The organism is Citrobacter sp. TBCS-14, assembly GCF_005280805.1.
Lineage (GTDB): Bacteria > Pseudomonadota > Gammaproteobacteria > Enterobacterales > Enterobacteriaceae > Citrobacter > Citrobacter gillenii.
This window is the reverse complement of the sequence record NZ_SZWM01001020.1, coordinates 174,545-193,998: the sequence shown is the minus strand read 5'-3', so window position 1 is coordinate 193,998 and position 19,454 is coordinate 174,545. Positions and strand designations below refer to the sequence as shown.

General features: G+C 54.9%; 12 protein-coding genes and 3 tRNA genes. 4 read left to right on the top strand and 11 right to left on the bottom strand.

Going from position 1 to position 19,454, the window contains the following annotated elements; genetic code table 11:
• Positions 1-64 precede the first annotated feature (64 nt).
• Together tcdA and mltA are read right to left on the bottom strand one after the other, a co-directional pair.
• Positions 65-871, bottom strand: coding sequence for a tRNA cyclic N6-threonylcarbamoyladenosine(37) synthase TcdA (tcdA, locus tag FDX22_RS23580; RefSeq protein WP_146717869.1), 807 nt, complete (start codon positions 869-871; stop codon positions 65-67).
• 130 nt (positions 872-1,001) lie between these two features.
• The gene (gene mltA / locus FDX22_RS23575; protein WP_255433046.1) at positions 1,002-2,072 is read right to left on the bottom strand and encodes a murein transglycosylase A; all 1,071 of its coding nucleotides are present in this window, start codon (positions 2,070-2,072) and stop codon (positions 1,002-1,004) included.
• 511 nt (positions 2,073-2,583) lie between these two features.
• Here mltA and FDX22_RS23565 point away from each other — a divergent pair.
• The 3 genes from FDX22_RS23565 (at position 2,584) to FDX22_RS23555 (ending at position 2,913) form a co-directional block, all read left to right on the top strand.
• Positions 2,584-2,660 (top strand) — tRNA-Met (locus FDX22_RS23565).
• Between the two features lie 65 nt (positions 2,661-2,725).
• Positions 2,726-2,802 (top strand) — tRNA-Met (locus FDX22_RS23560).
• Positions 2,803-2,836: 34 nt separating this feature from the next.
• Positions 2,837-2,913, top strand: a tRNA-Met gene (locus FDX22_RS23555).
• 74 nt (positions 2,914-2,987) lie between these two features.
• On the opposite strand, the gene amiC is transcribed toward FDX22_RS23555, so the two are convergent.
• On the bottom strand, positions 2,988-4,241 hold the full coding sequence (gene amiC, locus FDX22_RS23550) for an N-acetylmuramoyl-L-alanine amidase AmiC (protein WP_096755860.1): 1,254 nt from the start codon (positions 4,239-4,241) through the stop codon (positions 2,988-2,990).
• A 235-nt stretch (positions 4,242-4,476) separates the two neighbouring features.
• Between amiC and argA the strand changes: the two genes are divergently transcribed.
• Entirely contained in the window at positions 4,477-5,808 is a 1,332-nt protein-coding gene (argA, locus tag FDX22_RS23545; protein ID WP_096755859.1) for an amino-acid N-acetyltransferase, read from the top strand.
• 47 nt (positions 5,809-5,855) lie between these two features.
• On the opposite strand, the gene recD is transcribed toward argA, so the two are convergent.
• From recD to FDX22_RS23505, 8 genes are all read right to left on the bottom strand, one after another.
• Positions 5,856-7,691 carry an exodeoxyribonuclease V subunit alpha gene (gene recD, locus FDX22_RS23540; protein ID WP_146717867.1) on the bottom strand — a complete coding sequence of 612 codons (1,836 nt, stop codon included), beginning with the start codon at positions 7,689-7,691 and terminating at the stop codon, positions 5,856-5,858.
• A complete protein-coding gene (gene recB, locus FDX22_RS23535) occupies positions 7,688-11,233 on the bottom strand; it encodes an exodeoxyribonuclease V subunit beta (RefSeq protein WP_146717866.1) in 3,546 nt (1,181 codons plus the stop codon). Before recB ends, recD begins: the two co-directional genes overlap by 4 nt.
• The gene (gene ptrA / locus FDX22_RS23530; RefSeq protein ID WP_146717865.1) at positions 11,226-14,114 is read right to left on the bottom strand and encodes a pitrilysin; all 2,889 of its coding nucleotides are present in this window, start codon (positions 14,112-14,114) and stop codon (positions 11,226-11,228) included. The genes recB and ptrA overlap by 8 nt, the downstream gene beginning before the upstream one ends.
• 177 nt (positions 14,115-14,291) lie before the next feature.
• Positions 14,292-17,660 carry an exodeoxyribonuclease V subunit gamma gene (gene recC, locus FDX22_RS23525; protein ID WP_146717864.1) on the bottom strand — a complete coding sequence of 1,123 codons (3,369 nt, stop codon included), beginning with the start codon at positions 17,658-17,660 and terminating at the stop codon, positions 14,292-14,294.
• 12 nt (positions 17,661-17,672) lie between these two features.
• Positions 17,673-17,996: a prepilin-type N-terminal cleavage/methylation domain-containing protein gene (locus FDX22_RS23520; protein ID WP_096755854.1), complete on the bottom strand. Its 324-nt coding sequence runs from the start codon at positions 17,994-17,996 to the stop codon at positions 17,673-17,675.
• Positions 17,981-18,388, bottom strand: a complete 408-nt coding sequence (locus FDX22_RS23515) for a DUF2509 family protein (RefSeq protein ID WP_146717863.1) — start codon at positions 18,386-18,388, stop codon at positions 17,981-17,983. The genes FDX22_RS23520 and FDX22_RS23515 overlap by 16 nt, the downstream gene beginning before the upstream one ends.
• A complete protein-coding gene (locus FDX22_RS23510; protein ID WP_146717862.1) occupies positions 18,385-18,948 on the bottom strand; it encodes a prepilin peptidase-dependent protein in 564 nt (187 codons plus the stop codon). Before FDX22_RS23510 ends, FDX22_RS23515 begins: the two co-directional genes overlap by 4 nt.
• On the bottom strand, positions 18,939-19,409 hold the full coding sequence (locus FDX22_RS23505; protein ID WP_117343821.1) for a prepilin peptidase-dependent protein: 471 nt from the start codon (positions 19,407-19,409) through the stop codon (positions 18,939-18,941). Before FDX22_RS23505 ends, FDX22_RS23510 begins: the two co-directional genes overlap by 10 nt.
• Between the last annotated feature and the right edge of the window lie 45 nt (positions 19,410-19,454).

The window sequence follows — 19,454 nt, the reverse complement described above, 5'->3', positions numbered from 1 at the left end:
TCTTATCCGGCCGACAACGCCACACAAACCGTAGGTCGGATAAGTGTAGCGCCATCCGACACAATCAGGGTTGACGTGCGGCTTTCGCCATCATCTTCTTCAGTGCGTGAGACACGGCAACAAAGCCAAAGGTTGCGGTCACCATGGTGGCCGCGCCAAATCCGGATGCACAATCCATACGTTTCGGCCCTTCAGCCGTCGCCTTCATAGCACACACGGAGCCGTCAGCCTGCGGGTACACCAGCGCTTCGGTCGAGAACACGCAGTCCACACCCAGCTTGCCTTTACTGTTCTTCACCACGCCAAAATCGCTTTTTATCCGCTCACGTAACTTCGCCGCCAGCGGATCCTGAATGGTTTTTGCCAGATCAACGACCTGAATCTGCGTGGGGTCGATCTGCCCCCCCGCGCCACCGGTGGTGACCAGCGGAATTTTATTGCGTCGACAGTAAGCAATCAGCGCCGCTTTCGGGCGCACGCTGTCGATAGCGTCAATGACATACGAAAAGCCCGCGTTCATATACTCAGCAACATTATCTGGCGTGACAAAATCGTCAACAACATTAACCCGACACTCTGGGTTAATCTGGCGTATCCGCTCGGCCATCACCTCGGCTTTCGCCTGCCCGACGGTATCTCGCAGGGCATGGATCTGACGGTTAGTATTGGTGACGCACACATCATCCATATCGATGAGCGTAATCGTGCCAATACCCGTACGCGCCAGTGCTTCCGCCGCCCACGAGCCCACGCCACCAATCCCGACCACGCAAACATGCGCCCCGGCAAACAATTGCAGGGCATTTTCACCATACAGACGCGCGGTGCCACCAAAACGCTGACGCCAGGCGTCGCTTATTACCACTGACATAGAACCTCAGATATAGAAAACAAAAAGAGCGGACAATGCCGCCCTGAGTGTCGTTTCATAGCCGGATGGCGCTTCGCTTATCCGGCCTACGCGCTAATTTGTAGGCCTGATAAGGCTAGCCGCCAGGCAACTAGCCGCTAAATACGTTACCCGCGCTGCCGGATGACTTCAGCACCCAGACGCGACCATAGTGATTATACCAACCTGCGCGATGTCCGGCATCGGCACCGATACCCTGGTAGATATCAAAGTGCTGGCCTTTGATAGCGCCACCGACATCCAGTGCCACCATCAAGCGCAGTTCATACTGACCGGTAAATTTGCCGTTATTATCCAGCAGCGGGACTTCTGCCAGTAACGTCGTACCGGCTGGAATAATGCTGCGATCGGAAGCAACCGATGCGCGGCCAATCAGCGGCACTGCGCTGGCACCTTTAACCGGAGCATAAGATTGTGGTTTAAAGAAAACGAACGACGGGTTTTGCTCCAGCAGCTCACGTACTTCGGCTTCGCTGTGCGTTTCGCCCCAGTGGCGGATCGCCTGCATCGACATATCTTCTTTCTTCACTTCGCCACGGTCGATCAGTACTTTACCAATACTGCGGTAGGCATGACCGTTTTTCCCGGCATAGCTAAAGAAGTTAAGCGGGCTGCCATCGCCAAAGTCGATATAGCCGCTGCCCTGCACATCCATAATGAAGTTATCCATCAGGGAGTTGCTGTAGGCCAGAATATAGTTGTCACTCAGCGCCCCGGCGTAGATTTCAGCACGCGTTGGTAAGCGTCCGCGTTTTGGCGGCATGCGGTAGATAGGGTACTGAAATTCCCCCTGACGCGTATGGCGCGCCTGGATGACCGGCGTGTAGTAGCCGGTGAACTGGACGTTACCATAGTTATCCGCCCCTTCCATTTGCCAGGCATCAATACCAAACTGGCGCATACTGCGCGTATCACCGCCCGCGCGTAACCATTCCTGGATAGCGTTGTAGACGTTGCTCTGATTGCCATATAAACGCGGTGAGGAACTGCGGATCTGATTTACCTGCTCGGCAAAATCACCGGCATTGATNACCTGCTCGGCGAAATCACCGGCGTTAATTGGCGCGCCAACCGCATCAGGCTGGTTCACCAGTGAGAAAGGCTGGGTAAATTTCCCGTCTTTATACTGCTGCCCNATCCGCCCCTTCCATTTGCCAGGCATCAATACCAAACTGGCGCATACTGCGCGTATCACCGCCCGCGCGTAACCATTCCTGGATAGCGTTGTAGACGTTGCTCTGATTGCCATATAAACGCGGTGAGGAACTGCGGATCTGATTTACCTGCTCGGCAAAATCACCGGCATTGATCGGTGCGCCAACCGCATCGGGCTGATTCACCAGTGAGAAAGGCTGGGTCAATTTCCCGTCTTTATACTGCTGCCCACGATCGGTGGGTTTAGAGGAACACGCGGCGAGCATCACGACTACCGCCCCCGCCAGAAGATATTTTGCCCAACGTCCTTTCATTGTTCTCGTCTTAAGTTGCCTGAATGCGAGATGAAGATAACAAACCCCTGAACCTAATGAAATGCGAATACATACCTCAAGGCAAATTTTGAACAAAAAATAGACCGAAATGCGTTGTTTTTGTTCATTTTCATCCTAAAACAGTGATCCACGTAAAAAAAGGTTGCATGAAATCGTTAGCAGAGTATAGTGCGCATCCACGGACGCGGGGTGGAGCAGCCTGGTAGCTCGTCGGGCTCATAACCCGAAGGTCGTCAGTTCAAATCTGGCCCCCGCAACCAATTAAAATTTGATGTAAGATTTTTGCGAAGTAGTTCGAATCACAAATACAAAGCAAAAAGACGGACGCGGGGTGGAGCAGCCTGGTAGCTCGTCGGGCTCATAACCCGAAGGTCGTCGGTTCAAATCCGGCCCCCGCAACCAATCAAATTTGATAAAATAGAAAGCAGTACGGTGACGCGGGGTGGAGCAGCCTGGTAGCTCGTCGGGCTCATAACCCGAAGGTCGTCGGTTCAAATCCGGCCCCCGCAACCAATACATTAAGCACCCTGACGGGTGTTTTTTTGTTTCTACGGCCCGTAAAAAAAGCGCTTTTCAGCGCTTTTTTGTTATCCCCTTCTTGCCAGCGTCGCCCCATCGGCAAAATACGCTTTGATCCCTGCCAGAATCGACTCCGCCACTTCCTGCTGGAACGTCGCTGTTTTGAGCTTACGCTCTTCTTCAACGTTACTGATAAATGCCGTTTCCACGAGGATAGACGGAATATCAGGGGCCTTCAGTACCGCAAACCCGGCCTGTTCAACCTGGTTCTTATGCAGATTATTCACCTTACCGAGTTTATTCAGTACCGCTTTACCAAACTTCAGGCTGTCGGCGATAGTCAGTGACTGCACCATATCAAACATAGTGTGGTCGACGTAGCGGTCACCACTCTTGCTGACGCCACCAATAAGATCCGAGGCGTTCTGGGTTTGCGCCAAAAATTTTGCGGCCGTACTGGTCGCGCCTTTGGTGGAGAGTGCGAACACCGACGAACCGCTGGGCTGTCGGCTGGTAAACGCATCGGCGTGAATAGAGACAAACAGATCGGCACGCTGTTTCTGAGCTTTAGCCACGCGCACCTTCAGCGGAATGAAGATATCTTCATTTCGCGTCATAAAGACCTTCATGTTGCCTTCTTTCTCAATCAGCGCGCGCAGACGGCGGGCAATTTGTAGCACCACGTCTTTTTCGCGCGTCTTGTATTTCCCCACGGCACCGGAGTCTTCTCCGCCGTGACCGGGATCGAGCATAATGACAATCGGACGATCGCGCCCCGCTTTACCCGGCTGTGGACCACTTTGCGCAGGCGGCACCTGCTTATCCAGATCGCCCTTGTTGTAATCTTCAAGCAACGCCAGCAGAGGATCCTGTACATCCTGGGCATTGGCCGGATAGAGATCCATCACCAGTCGTTCTTTAAAGCCCGCTACCGGTGCCAGCGCAAAAAGCTGTGGCTTCACATTTTGCTTCAGCTCAAACACCATACGCACGGTCTGCGGGTCAAACTGCCCGACTCTTGCCGACTTGATGTACGGATCGTCCGGGCGGATCTGCGTCCCAATACCCTTAAGCACCGAGTTCAAATTGACGCCTTCAATATCTACCACCACACGCTCAGGATTACTCAGGGCAAACTGTTTGTATTTCAGCAGACGATTGGATTCTACCGTGACGCGGGTATAGCTGGACGCTGGCCATACGCGCACCGCAACGACCTGACTCACGGCAGCCAAACCGACCTGACTGACGCTCAAAAGCCACATAGCACCCGCACCTTTCAGTAAACGGCGGCGACTGATTGCTGAATTGGATCCCGACATGCTTCTCCCGAGCAAAAGAAATCTTTAGTAGAGGTAATACGTAAAACGTCCGAATTGACCGGAAACTTTAACGAATGACGCATAATCTGTCATCTACAAAAGGGTAAACATTCTTTTTATATTCACGGCATTACTGGGGAAAATCTTTAGCAGGAATAAAAATTACGCTTGCGCACAACGCGAAAACAGAATAAAAATACACAAATTACGAATAATCATGCAATAGAGGTGTGCCGTGGTGAAGGAGCGTAGAACCGAGCTGGTACAGGGATTCCGCCATTCTGTTCCCTATATCAATACCCATCGGGGAAAAACGTTTGTCATTATGCTGGGCGGCGAAGCCATCGAGCATGAAAATTTTTCCAGTATCGTCAATGATATTGGACTCCTTCATAGCCTCGGCATTCGCCTGGTTGTGGTGTATGGCGCACGGCCACAGATTGATGCCAATCTTGCTGCGCATCATCATGAGCCGGTGTATCACAAGAATACGCGCGTGACCGACGCCAAAACGCTGGAGCTGGTCAAACAGGCAGCTGGTCTGCTCCAGCTTGATATTACTGCACGCCTGTCGATGAGCCTGAACAATACGCCCTTGCAGGGTGCGCACATCAACGTGGTCAGCGGGAATTTTATTATCTCTCAGCCGTTGGGCGTGGATGACGGCGTCGATTACTGCCACAGCGGGCGCATTCGTCGTATTGATGAAGAGGCGATTCACCGCCAACTGGACAGCGGCGCCATTGTTCTGATGGGACCTGTCGCTGTTTCTGTGACCGGCGAGAGCTTTAACTTGACGTCTGAAGAGGTCGCCACTCAGTTAGCCATCAAACTGAAGGCAGAAAAGATGATCGGCTTTTGCTCCTCGCAAGGGGTCATTAACGATGATGGCGATATTGTGTCCGAACTGTTCCCCAACGAGGCCCAGGCACGCGTTGAGGCCCAGGAAGCAATCGGTGACTACAGCTCCGGTACCGTGCGCTTCCTGCGGGGTGCGGTCAAAGCCTGTCGTAGCGGGGTACGCCGCTGCCACCTGATTAGCTATCAGGAAGACGGCACGCTGTTGCAAGAACTGTTCTCACGTGACGGGATTGGGACGCAAATCGTGATGGAGAGTGCCGAGCAGATCCGTCGCGCAACCATCAATGATATCGGCGGGATCCTGGAGCTGATCCGCCCGCTGGAGCAGCAAGGTATTCTGGTTCGCCGCTCGCGCGAACAACTGGAAATGGAGATCGACAAGTTCACCATTATTCAGCGCGATAACCTGACCATCGCCTGTGCTGCGCTGTACCCTTTCCCGGAAGAACGAATTGGCGAAATGGCCTGCGTGGCGGTGCATCCGGACTATCGTAGTTCATCGCGTGGCGAGGTTTTGCTGGAGCGGATCGCCGTGCAAGCCCGGCAAATGGGGCTCAGCAAGCTGTTCGTGTTGACCACGCGCAGCATTCACTGGTTTCAGGAGCGCGGCTTTACCCCGGTGGATATCGACCTGCTACCGGAAAGCAAGAAAGAGATGTACAACTATCAGCGGCGGTCAAAAGTGCTGATGGCAGATTTGGGATAGTGGTCGTTGCCGGATGTGGCATAGATGCCTTATCCGGCCAACAAAACCTACTCTGTAATGCCGTCATTAAACAGCGCAGACAGCCCGCTGCGACGTTCCGTGCGAATAGCAACAGCCGCAGTTAATATCCGCTCATCGGCGTACAACGACAGGCGGCGGCGCGCGCGGGTAATGGCGGTATATACCAGTTCGCGGGTGACAACGGGCGAGTGCTGGCTAGGCAAAATCAACGCCGCATGATCAAATTCAGACCCTTGCGATTTGTGCACCGTCATCGCCCAGGTGGTTTCATGTTCCGGCAAACGGCTGGGCTGTACCGACTTGATGGACCCATCCGGCAAAGCGAACCATACCCGCAGCCCCTGCCCACGATCGAGCGCAATACCGATATCTCCGTTAAACAGCCCCAGCGAACTGTCATTACGCGCAATCATTACCGGTCGCCCCTCGTACCAGCGGGTATGCGCGGAACGCTGGATTTTACGTTTTTGTACCATCACCTGTTCAAGGCGTTCATTCAGTCCGCTTACGCCGAATGGCCCTTCTCGCAGGGCGCACAGCAGTTGATATTCATTAAATGCCTGAATGACAGCCCCCGGCTCTGCGCCTTCGCGCAACAACGTCAGGTAGCGGCCATATCCGGCTAACGCCTCTTCAAGCATAGCGACATAGTCTTCCCCGCTGCGCAGGGTACGTTTTTCAATATCGCTAAATCCCTGCTGGAATACCGTTTTCAGCGCGGCTTTATCACCGCGATTAATCGCCGACGCCAGCTGGCCGATACCGGAATCACTGCCGAAACGGTAGCTTTTTTGCAGCAGACAGAGGCTGTCCCGCAAAGAGGCGGCCTGGGTGCCCACGCCCGCCGGAATGGTGCTGCCGGTCAACCGACTCAGCTGTTTTGCGCGTTCGGGGGTAAACCCGGCATTCACAAAGGCACAGATATCCCCCAGCACCGCGCCCGCCTCAACGGACGCCAACTGGTCGCGATCGCCAAGAAAAATCACCCGCCCGTGCGGCGGTAGCGCATCAATCAGGCGTGACATCATGGGCAAATCAATCATCGAGGCTTCATCCACCACCAACACATCAAGATGCAGGGGGTTGCCCGCATGATGGCGCAGGCGCTGGCTGCCGGGCTGTGCACCCAACAGCCGATGCAACGTACTGGCATCATCCGGAATGCGTTTCTTTTGCTCATCGGTCAGCGGCAGCTCAAGCAGTGCCGCGCCCAGCGACGCGGTCAGACGCGCCGCCGCTTTTCCCGTTGGTGCCGCCAGGCGAATACGACAGCGCTCGCCGTCGGTCATCTGAATCAATGCCGCCAGCAGCCTCGCAACCGTGGTGGTTTTACCGGTGCCCGGTCCGCCGGAGATCACCGATATACGGCGAGTCAGCGCCACGGCCGCCGCCACTTTTTGCCAGTTAACGCCCTCTTCTGTTCGCGGAAAAAGCGTCTCCAGCGTCTGGGCCAGCCGCGACTCATCGACGTCGATGGCCTGGTTAACTTCACTGAAAAAACGGGCGACCGTACGTTCGTTATTCCACATCCGGTTCAGGTACAGGCGATCGCCGTACAGCACCAACGGAGTGGGACGCTCGCCACGACTCACCGCCACGGAGGCCAGCAGGCATTCAGTCCAGTCTGCAGGCTCACCCGCTTCGCTCAGCCAGGCGCTCAGCAGAGGATGGGCGTCTTCGCTTAAGGATAAACGGGAAAGCGGTAAACAGACGTGTCCCTCACCCGCTTCACGACTGAGTAGCGCCGCTGCCAGCGTGACCGCAGGGTTATCGTTACCGGCAACCGCCAGCGCAAACTGGGCATCCAGCGCCCGGAGCTGCTTTTGCTCTACCGCCTCCAGTAATCGCGTTTGGATTGTCATAACGTCTCCTCCAGTGTCGCACCGGCAAACATCTCGTCCATCAAAGCGACCAATTCTGCGTCAGGTCGGGTCGCGTAAATCCCCTGCTGCGGTTGTTCGCTGTCAACGCCGCGCAGGAAGAGGTAGATGACACCGCCAAAATGACGTTCATAGTCGTAGTCTGCAATGCGATGACGTAAATAGCGGTGCAGTGCCAGGGTATAAAGCTGATATTGCAGATCATAGCGATGCGCCTGCATGGCAGCGGCCATCGCCTGCTGGGTGTACGCCGTACTGTCTTCACCCAGCCAGTTAGACTTGTAGTCGAGCAGGTAATAACGCCCCTGATGACGGAACACCAGGTCGATAAACCCTTTCAGCATGCCGCGTACCTGCATAAAATCCAGCGGAGGACAGCCCGCCGAGAGCGGGTCATACTGACGGATCAACGCATCCAGTTGGCTGGCAATCAGCGGCTGCGAAATCGGCAGATAAAACTCCATCTCCACCTGTTTTTCATGCGCTGAAAGTGCGCTCAGACTCACGCCAGTTTCGTTGAGCGGCGCATGCAAAATGGCCTCCAGCCACGGGGTCAGAACCGGCGCCCAATGTGCGTCATACCCGCCAAGCGCGAGTTGTTCCTGCACCCAAAGCGGGTCCACCGGCTGGGTAAAATCAAGCGCTTCAAACAGGCTATGCAAAAATGTTCCCGGTGACGCCCCACGCGGGAACTGGTGCGGCGTGAGTCCGGATTCCACAATCGCTTCACCGACGCCCGCCGCATCAACGTCCAGCCGGGGGATCAGATCCTGCGCGATACCGTGCCCGCGCTGTTGCAGGCCGGAATAACTGGTAACGCGCCAGTTATCGCCTGGCAGGCGCGGCAGCGTCCGCGCGCTCAACGGCTCGCGGCTTTCTTCAGCAGAAAGCCAGCGTTCGGAGTCCGGTTCATCAGGGACCCGACAGGCAATATCGTCACTACAAAGCGCATCAATGGCGGCGCGCAGTCCGGCAGCGTCCATCGGCTCGCCTTTTTGCAACAGACGGCCCAGCGCGCTTTGATGCACATCGGTGTCACCTTTTTTATCTCCCCGGCGGCGTACCAGCGGCGCAACGCCAAGGCTGCAGTGCCATACCGAACGGGTCAGCGCGACGTAGAGCAGACGCAGGTCTTCCGCCAGACGTTCAACCTCAGCCAGCTCGATGCTCTCATCAGCCTGGCTGAGATCCAGCACCGCTTCAAACGAACGGCGATCGTGATAGAACGCCTGATCCTGCACGCGAAAATGAGTGATGAAAGGCAGCCAGACCAGCGGGTATTCCAGCCCTTTCGATTTGTGAATAGTGACGATTTTGACCAGGTGCTTATCGCTTTCCAGCCTGAGTTGCTGGCTGGATGCATTGCTGTCCGGCTCAAGAATATGCTGGGATAACCAGCGCACCAGCGCATGCTCGCTTTCCAACTGCGAACCGGCTTCCTGTAGCAGCTCGCTGATGTGTAAAATATCAGTCAGGCGACGCTCGCCTCCCGCCGTTGCCAGCAGGTTTTCCGCAATCTGACGCGCCGACATCAGCGCGCGAAGCATCGGCATCACGCCGCGCTTGTGCCAGAGCTGACGGTAGCCGTCAAACTCCTCGACTACCGCATCCCAGGCATGCTCATCATTATTGAGCGTTTCGATATCCTGCGCATTCAGCCCCATCATCGACGTTGCCAGTGCGCTACGCAGCGTATTTTCACGCTCCGGCGTCATCACCGCCTGCAATACCCACAGCAGTTCCTGCGCTTCGAGGGTATCAAAGACGCTGTCACGGTTGGAAAGATAGACCGACGGGATCGCCAGTTGCGTCAGCGCATCGCGGATGAGCGCTGCCTCCTGGCGACTGCGCACCAGCACGCTGATATCCGACGCGCGTACCGGTCGTGATGTTTTAGCGCTCGTCAGAAGCGCCTTGCCCGCGTGTCCGGCTTTCAGCCAGTCACGAATTTGCGTTGCACAAACCCGGGCCATGTAATTCTGATAGTCACCGACACCGCAACTTTCCCCGTCCATCAACCACATGTTGATCGCTGGCTGTGTTTCACCGTTCAGGACAAACCGCAACGACTGATTTTTTTCGGCGGATTTCACCGGACTAAAGGGGATCTCGCGGAACATAAAGGCGTCGGTCATCTGGCTAAACAGCGTATTCACACCATTAACCATGCCAGGCGCCGAGCGCCAGTTGGTGTCGAGCGTGTAGTGCGCGCTCACTTCGCTGCGCGCCTTCATATAGGTAAAAATATCCGCGCCGCGAAACGCGTAAATCGCCTGTTTCGGGTCGCCAATCAGCAGCAGGGCCGTATCCGGCTGATGCTGCCAGATACGGCGGAAAATGCGATATTGCTGCGGATCGGTGTCCTGGAATTCATCAATCATTGCCACCGGAAAACGGCTACGGATGGCTGTCGCCAGTGCGTCGCCGCTTTCACTGCGCAGCGCCGCATCGAGGCGACTGAGCATATCGTCAAAACCCAGCTCACCGCGTCGACGTTTTTCTGCAGCCACCGTTTCGCGGATCTCCGCCAGTGCCCGTGTGATCACCAAGTCGCGAATAGTCAGCGGCTCAGCGAGCAGTTCATCAATGGCAACAAAAAGCGGATGCTGTGGCGTGATGCCGCCCGCTTTGGTACGTTCTTCCAGAAAACGCTGGGAGAATTTTTCCAGGGCATCCGGCAACTGATAACTTTGCGTTTCTTCCTGCGCCCAGGCGCTTATCTTCTCAATCCACTTACCCTGATTACCCCGGTTAAATTTACGTCTGTCGATCCCCGAGGCTTCCAGCAATCCGTCCAGCTCATCAACCGAATCGCACCATTGCTGCTTGATTTGGTTGATGCGTGCGAGGATTTTTTCGTGTCGGGATGCCAGCGTTTCATCTGCTGACGGCGGCGCTTTAATGACCGGCGCTTCCCCTTGCAAGTAGCGATCGATATCCCTCAACAGCGCCTGCGGCCCTTTCCACGTTTCAAAAACCACCTGCGCAATATCGCGAGACAGCGGGTAGCAATGCCGACGCCAAAAGTCCGCGCAGGCCTGATAACGCAGCAGTGATTCATCTTCAATCAGCTGTTGTTCAAACAACATGCCGGACTCAAAGGCATTGAGACTGAGCATGCGCTGACAAAAACCGTGGATGGTAAACACCGCCGCTTCATCCATCTGTCGTTCAGCCAGCAGCAGCCACTGCGCGGCCTGCTTTTTATCGGCAATTTCATCTAACAGACGGACGTACAGCGGGTTTTCGGTGGTTTCACGCAGGCAGGCAATGCGCAGTTCATGGATGTTGCTACGAATACGTCCACGCAGTTCTTCAGTGGCCGCCTCCGTAAAGGTGACCACTAATAGCTCTTCGACGGTCAGCGGACGGGGAAAGGCGGCAGAGCCGCCCAGTCCAAGCAGTAAACGTAAATACAGGGCGGCGATGGTAAAGGTTTTACCGGTGCCTGCGGAGGCTTCAATCAAACGCTCGCCCGTCAGGGGCAAGCGGAGAGGATCAAGGGACTCAGCGGCATCATTCATTCTTTTCACTCATCAGGGGTAAGGTTTGCTGCAACGCGCTGACGGTCTGCCACACTTTCCAGCCTTCCGGGTGCACATAGTCTGCTTTCCCGTTCTGACTGCCGGAAACCTGTGACAGTATCGCCATGCCTTGCGGCTCAACCACCGCCTGATGGAAGAAATCGGCAAGCTTTTGCGGCGTCAGCAGTTTAATCTGAGCCACGATTTTATCACGTGAATCGAAGCGCATATTACCCCGATCGAAATCTTTGCTTAACTGCGAAGCTTCTGCCCCTAACGTTTGCGGCGCCTGCAGCATTTGCGCAATGATAGCCTGCTGAATTTGCGCGAACTCATCGGCTTTCATCGCCCGCAGCTTCGCTTCCGCCGTGGGGAAAAATGCTTTGTAGCGGTCCCACAGATAAGACGGCTGCTTGTCACTGCTTTGCAGCAGGAAGCCCATCCCCCACTGACGGCCTACGCTCATCGGGAAGGCAAATACGGCATATCCCAACTGCTCTTCGGTACGCAGCTGATTGTAGAACCACGGCTGCACAATCTGTCCTAACATGGCGCTGTAGGCTGAGCTGGTGTATTCATCGTAGCCGGTGGGGACAAATACCGCCGCCAGCGCGGAGTCTGTACTGCTGCCCGCTTTTTCAAAGATAACGGACTGCTTTTTGTCCACCACCACATCTTTGTTACGACACCACTCCGAGCCGTTAGCACCCAGCTGTTTCTGGATGTCCCGCGCCATGGTCTTCGCCTGCGCCTCGCTCATATTACCAATCACGAGGAATTCAGGTCGCGCCCCGGCTTTTAACGTGTCACGGTAGGTCATCACCTCATTTAAGGTAATAGAAGGCAGCAACTTACGGCGCTCATCACGCGAGAAGTACGGCACCTGAGAAAGCATCTGTACCGGCATAATCGCCTGGTCGTAGGCCTTGCCTTTTTCCGCAGAGTCCATCATCTGCGCGTACCAGGATTTCGCCTGTTCCAGTTGTTCCTCCGTAGAGGTATAGCTGAAATAACCGCTCAGCAGCGCCTGAAAAAGCTGCGGTAAACGTTGCGTATAACCGTTAGCGTTGAGCATCAAACCGTTGTTGGCGTTGGTCGAGAAGCCAATACCGCCCACCGCAGCCTGATTACTCAACTGGTCAAGCGCAATGCCTGCCAGGTAATCGTTAAGCGCGAATAACACCTGGTTTTTGGCACTGTCCATCGCCTTCGGGTTACGCAGGATCACGCTGACGTCGGCTTTCGGCTCAGTGGCAAAATACTGGCTCGGCGCATAGACCACGCGTAAATCCGGCTCATCGGCAATCAGATCCGGACGCGCATATTTTTTATCCGCTTTAATCAGCGTGAAATTGTCAGGAATATAGGGGTTTAACTCCGGCAAAGACAGCGCAATGCCCTGCGCTTTTTGCTGCCAGTCAGCGAAGGTTTTATCGCTTATTTTATCGACCTGATAAGGCGCATCAACAAAGTATGCGGTTTTGTTGTGCGGCTCTTTTGGACTGATGTACCAAATACGCGCGTTCTGCGGCGTCATCATCGCCAGACGCTGCTGCACGGCTTTCGCATCGTACTGGTCGGCAATATTTACCGCATCCAGCGTATGTTCTACCGGAACGCGGATCATGGTATCTGCCAGCCATTCCACATAGTCCATATCACGGGTGATGGACGGATAGCGGAAGTCGAGATCCAGCACGTGCGCCAGTTCGTCGAAATAACGTTTATCGACGCCTTTATCGCGTAACAGGTTGAGATAGCTAAAGATGGCCGCGACCACTTCATCGCGATTCGCCAGGCCTTTGTCGGTTAAGGTCGCGGAAATGGCTAATACACCGCTGTTACCGTTGACCACCGGGTCAGAGTCCGCACGGATGCCTTCCACTAATCCCTGCTTTTGCAGCCAGTCAGACAAGGTACCTGGGCTGCGGTTGCCAATCAGGTACGTCACCAGCTCATCGGTTTTACTGCGAAACTGTGCGCTATTGTTATCAATACGAAACTCAATGCGCAGCACTTTACGCGGCATCGCCGGGACATAGTGGATTATGATGCCCTTTTGCGCGTCGGTAACTACCGGGACGGTGATTTCCGGCTTTTCGATATTTTTGTTCGGCACCCGTCCGAAGGTATCAGCGGCTATCCGCGCCAGTTCTGGCAGCGGTTTATTGCTGTAAATTACCGCCTTCATCACGTTTGCCGAGTAGTACTTTTCATGAAACGTCTGTAAAGCCTGCAGCACCGGATTACCCGGCTTGTCGCTCAGCGTTTGCAGGTTACCGCCGGAGAAGCGCGAGCCCGGGTGCGCCGGGTTGATGGTCTCGGCACTCACCTGCGCCATACGCATACCGTCACGGGTACGCGCCAGCGTCAGCTCAGAGTTAACGGCATTACGCTCGCGATCGGCATATTTTTTATCCAGCAACGGTTCGGCAATGGCATCCGCCAGACGATCCACCGCCCCGAGCAGCGCGTCGTTTTCAACTTCAAGATAGAAAGCCGTGCGATAAGGCGCCGTGCTGGCATTGTGGCTGCCGCCGTGCATTTTAAGGAATTCCGCTAAGCTATCCGGCTGCGGGTATTTTTTCGAGCCCATCAGGCACATGTGTTCGAGGTAATGCGCCAGCCCCTGATGATCGTCGGGATCTTCCAGAGACCCAACGGGCACCACCAGTGCGGAAAGGGATTTCACGGCCTGGGGATCGGATACCAGCAACACGACCATGCCGTTGTCCAGGCGCACGGCCTGATACTGGCGGGTATCTTTATCGCTTTTACGGATGGTTTCAGCTAAGGGCTGCCAACCGCTATCTGCCTGACTTACGGGCGCCCAAAGGGCGACGAACAACAGTATTGCGCAAAACCAGGTGCTGCGGGGCATTCACAAACCTCATCATTAACGTATTCACCTGTTCACAGCAAACCACGCAGAAAGGCGGGGTCTGAACAGGGCAAGACTTTGTGCTGAACGAGTCAGCATCTTATGTGTAAGAATCAGTCCGTGACAGAAAGCGCATCATAGAGGAAGCCATCGAATTGCGCAATTTTTATACAATCATCATGACTGATTAAAGCGAAATAACGGTAACAAAAAGCGCTGAGACTGCGCCACGATGGCCTCCAGCGTATCCGGCTCCAGCTGACGCCACAGGCGTTGATACCAGATATCGTCACCCTCACCGCGTACCATCATGTTGCCTTCATAGGCCTGCAAAAACTTACTACGCGCTTTTTGCCGCGTGTCGTCATCCTCTAACATGGCATCATTTGCGGCGTCATAACAGGTTTTTATCCATGCCCCACCGCTTTCCGGTAGCACCAGCAACGGCGATGACATGCCCTCGCGATACCCGTCAACAAGCTGCGCCAGGTAGCGCATTGCCTGCTCGGCATCCAGTGGAGGAAAACGCCACTCTGCATCTTTACGCAGGAACAGCCGGCTCTCACCCGTTCCACCACTGGCACAATAGACAAGATGTTCCAGCCAAAGTTGCACGCCCTGAGAAACGCTTAACAAAGATGGGCGCCAGCGCAACAAACCGTCCTGCTGAACCTGCGGTAGCCACCCGGTGATTTGCACGCCGTTGCAGTTGAGATCGATCTCCATACTCTGACCCGGCTGGCGACAAGCGATAATACGCTCGGCCAGCGACTGCATTTCCTGGCGCTGGGCATCCCATAGGATTTCGCCAAATGCCCCGAAAGGCAGCGAGCCTGCCGCACGGAAGTGACGGAACAAACGCTCCGCATCATGCTGTTCAACCAGCGTGTTAAGCAGTTGCTGATTAAGCTGATAGCGGGTTAATCCTTCAAGGATAAAGGGTTCTGTCTCCGGTATATCACTCTCTTCAGAGCGGAAGTTCACCTGTAGCCGCATCTGGAAAAAAGCCCGCACCGGGTGTGCCCAAAATCTCTGCAGCGTCTCTAGTGTCAGGATTTCAGGCATGACATATGGCAGTGGTTGCACAAAATCAGTGTGTGCTTTGCCTGTCAGGCTCGCCGCGGGCAGCCACTCCCGGGCATAACTTTGCTGCTCTCCCGGCAGATAGTTTTGTGCGTCAAAAGGCATGCGGGTATGCAAACGGGTTATGTGCGCTTTTACCCGGGCCTCGCTTTCATCACAGGTGAGCGCTTCATCACCCGGCAAATAGTGGCTTTGCCCAATATAGTCCAGCAACTCTTGTACCAGCACCGACGGAAAGCGTTCGCTGTTGTCCTGGATTGAACGACCAATGTAGCTGATGTAGAGCGTTTGCTGCGCCGAAATCAGGGCTTCCAGAAACAGATAGCGGTCATCATCACGGCGGCTTCGGTCACCACGCATCGGCTTTTGGCTCATCAGATCGAAACCCAGAGGCGCAAGCTGGCGCGGATAAACGCCGTCGTTCATGCCCAGCAGACACACTACCTTGAAAGGAATCGATCGCATCGGCATCAGGGTACAGATATTGACCGGACCTGCGAGGAAGCGCTGGCTAATGCGTTCCTGATCGAGCCGTTGTGCCAGCTCATCCCGTAACAGCGAAAGCGGCACGGCCTCGCCGTATTTAGCCCCCAGACCTTCAGCGATAATGGCCTGCCACTGATCTTTAATCAGCGTCATTGCCGCTTCGGTATCCACATCCGGCAGGAAGAAATCATTAAGCATGTCGTTGCAAACAGGCAACCACTCTTCCAGTGGACGTTCCTGCGCCAGACCCCGACGCCAGAGATTCAGTTTCATCAACAGCGAAGCCAGATGCCCCACCAGTTCGGCGATCAAACCGCTGGACTCATCATACGGCAGTACGGATTGCCACTCCCCCTGCGTACTTTCCATCGCATAGCCCAACAGCATTCGCGTCAAACCAAATTGCCAGGTGTGTTGGCCTGTCGGCGGCAGTTCCAGTTCGCGCACGTTGTCATCGTCAATGCCCCAGCGAATGCCTGACTCATTCACCCATAAGCGGAGATAGCGCAGCCCTTCTTCGTTGATGTTGAAGCGCGCCGCCAGCACGGGAACATCGAGTAACGCCAGCACATCCTCGGAGACAAAGCGGCTGTCCGGCAGCGACAGCAGGCTAATAAACGCCTGTAAAACCGGATGGGACTGGCGCGCACGACGGTCAGAAATGGCATACGGTAAATAGCGATCGGCCGGCGCGCTGCCAAAAACAGCCTGAATAAAGGGGCTATAGCTGTCGATATCCGCCACCATGACGATGATATCGCGCGGCGTCAGCGTTGGGTCCGCCGCCAGCATCGCCAGCAGGCGGTCATGAAGAATTTCCACCTCACGCTGTGGGCTGTGGCAGACATGAAACGTTACGCTGGTGTCATTCGGATCAAGTAAGCGCTTATTATCGCTGCGCGAATACTCCTCCAGATTAACGCCCGCCACGGCCCGGCTTTCCAGTTCAAGGATATCCGACTGAATGTTATGCAAAAGATTGTCAGGCGTGATATCCACAAACGCATCCAGCTCCTGGCTGTTTTCCAGTTCGGAAAGCAGGTAAATATAGTCCCGCCCCAGTTTGCCCCACGAGGCCAGAAGCGGGTTACTGACATCCTGTTCGCCGTCGCTGTTAAACAACTCTTCAGCATTCTGGCTATCACGAAACAGCGGCAGATGACGTTCTTCAAAGCTATGCCGACGCTGACGTGCCAGCAGCTTTGTCAGATACGCGGGGTCTTTAATATCACCCCAGTAGTAACGACATGGATTGGTAAACAGCAGATGAATTTCAATATGCTTCCCCAGCGCCTGCAGGGCCTGAAGATACACGGGCGGCAGTGCGGAAATGCCGCAAATAAAGACGCGAGCGGGCAGTCCCTGCGGACAGCTTGAGGCATTTTCCAGGGTCTGAATAAATCGCTGATATAAATTGGCGCGGTGCCAGCGCTCTTGCCCCAACTCTGCGGTGTATTCCACCAACGCTTTCCACAACGGTGCCTGCCAGGCCTGAGACTCCCCCAATCCTTCAACCTGTTTCCCCAACTCCCACTGCGTCAACCAGTCAGGGCGGTAGACTAAGTACTGGTCAAACAGGTCAGCGGCACGTGAGGAGAGCTGAAACAGCTTACGCTTGTCGGTATCGTCTGTCAGATACTGGCGCAGCAACGTGAACGCCTCGTCATCCAACAACTGCGGCAGCAGCGTCATCAGCTTCCAGCTCATACTCTGCTTGCTGAACGCACTTTCTTTTGGGATATCAGGCAGTACCCGCACAAACATATCCCAGATAAAACTCGCAGGTAGCGGGAAGTCAATATTGGCGGCAATGCCGAACTTCTGTGCCAGGGTCATTTGTAGCCATTGCGCCATGCCGGTACTTTGAACCAGGATCATTTCAGGTTCAAAGGGATCGATGAGCCGGTCGCGCTCAACGATATATTCCATTAACGCTTCCAGCACATCCAGACGATTGGAGTGGTAGACCCTTAACATAGCGGCTCCTGACTACTGACTGTTTGGGCAGTGCAGACGCGTCATTTGACCTTGCCTGCCCAAGGGTGAAGAAAGTTTGACGTTGATGCTGACACATCCCGCCCGCGTTGTCTGCATTCGGTTTACCTGCCAGTTTAACGGCGACGGAAATGCCGTCATTTGGGTTTGCATCCACGCATGGCGCCACAGCTGCTGGTACTGACTTCTGATGAGGAAACTGTTCATTAATACCCTTTGATACCCCGACAATGCGGTCACAATCATGACCATAAGCACCATTGCCAGCATCACTTCTGGCAGGCTAAAACCGCGTTGCCGGTTCAGGGTAGCAGGCACAGAGCAGCCTCTCTTAGCGGGCAGAAATCGCTCCAGCCATGTGCGGAAAATACAATATTGCCATCGATAACCTCGCCCTGCCGCCATAGTGACATCCCTTCATAGTCGGTAATAAGCAACACGTTATTCTCGCCATGTAATCGCAGGCATACGGCTGCATTCGCGGTTGAATCTCGCCGGCATTGCACGGCCGGTTGCCGTTGCCAGGACTGCATACGTCCCCATTCCATGGCGGATTGCACCACAGCCTGGTGCTGCAAAGCCTGACTTTCCGTGGCAACGCGCGAAGCAAAACTGGCTTCCTGTTGGCTAAGCCCCTGGAGCAGCAGACCGCCGAGCAGCAGAAGCAAAAGCACCATCGCCAGGGACGATACGCCGCGTTCCCGGTTCACAGGTTAAACCCCGTCACGCTATAGCGCGCTTCAATAACCTTTTGTGGCGCACTTTTGCTGGCTCCGCGCAGACGCAAGGTCAGGATGGGCGCAAATCCGCTGATGTTCTGGCGTTCAACCTGAAATGTCTCAATCAGAACAGTGCCAGGATCGGTCATTTTATCCCAGCCCTTTCCATCGCAGGATGTCGCACCACGCAAGGTTTCCAGCACCTGGTCTTGTAAACGAAAACCTATCTGGTCCGCGTCTTTAGCTGGGGTTGTCTCCCAAATGCCGTTACCGTTAGCGTCCCAACGCGCAATTACGCAATCACCGTGTCCCGATATCACCAGCCCTTCACCGCTACAGTTTCCGTGACAGTACCCTGCCCGCTGGAGATGTTTAGCCACCGTATAGGCTCGCTGCCAGAGTTCATCTTCAAGGGCTAACTGGCGCGTGTTGAGCAATATATCGTGCTGAAGCGTCGGTAAAAAGCGCGCAGCCCCCAGTAGCAAAACGCTGCTGATAGCCATTGCGATCAGCACCTCCAGCAATGAAAAACCGCGTTCGTTTACCGACATACATCTGCCTCATCACGCTCACAAAGCCGAATTCGCCCCCAGTTCGATATCACCACCCACCGTTCACCCGCGGCATTTTTTAGGCCAATATGTCCAGCCCATGCGGTGTTGCGCAGGCCAAAAAAGGCCAGCGACGGCGTGATGTCTGCCATCTCAACATCATCCCAGCGCGGGATTAACACCAACGCAGAAGCGGGCTTACAGGTATTTTGAGCCGCAGCAGAGCTGACCAGACACCATGACGTTCCCTCTCTGATAACGCCGATGACATGGTCACGGTTATGCCAGTTGGCATCCTCGCGCAGTTGCAGCAGGTAGTCCTGCACCTGAACGACGGTTTGCCACAATCGTTGCTGTTGCTGCCAGCGTTGCCAGCCATATAGCCCTGACGCGCTTAGCGTCACGATGATGAGCATTGCCACCAGCGTTTCAATTAGCGTATAGCCCTGTTGTTTTTTCATGCCGCCAGTATGGCGATAAGGAAAATAATCACGAGTGGGGAATTC

Bases quoted from the DNA above. Each gene is read 5' to 3' on its own strand.
- recB (WP_146717866.1), bottom strand. From the start codon at position 11,233: ATGAATGATGCCGCTGAGTCCCTTGATCCTCTCCGCTTGCCCCTGACG.
- recC (WP_146717864.1), bottom strand. From the start codon at position 17,660: ATGTTAAGGGTCTACCACTCCAATCGTCTGGATGTGCTGGAAGCGTTA.
- FDX22_RS23510 (WP_146717862.1), bottom strand. From the start codon at position 18,948: ATGTCGGTAAACGAACGCGGTTTTTCATTGCTGGAGGTGCTGATCGCA.
- FDX22_RS23505 (WP_117343821.1), bottom strand. From the start codon at position 19,409: ATGAAAAAACAACAGGGCTATACGCTAATTGAAACGCTGGTGGCAATG.
- tcdA (WP_146717869.1), bottom strand. From the start codon at position 871: ATGTCAGTGGTAATAAGCGACGCCTGGCGTCAGCGTTTTGGTGGCACC.
- recD (WP_146717867.1), bottom strand. From the start codon at position 7,691: ATGACAATCCAAACGCGATTACTGGAGGCGGTAGAGCAAAAGCAGCTC.
- ptrA (WP_146717865.1), bottom strand. From the start codon at position 14,114: ATGCCCCGCAGCACCTGGTTTTGCGCAATACTGTTGTTCGTCGCCCTT.
- amiC (WP_096755860.1), bottom strand. From the start codon at position 4,241: ATGTCGGGATCCAATTCAGCAATCAGTCGCCGCCGTTTACTGAAAGGT.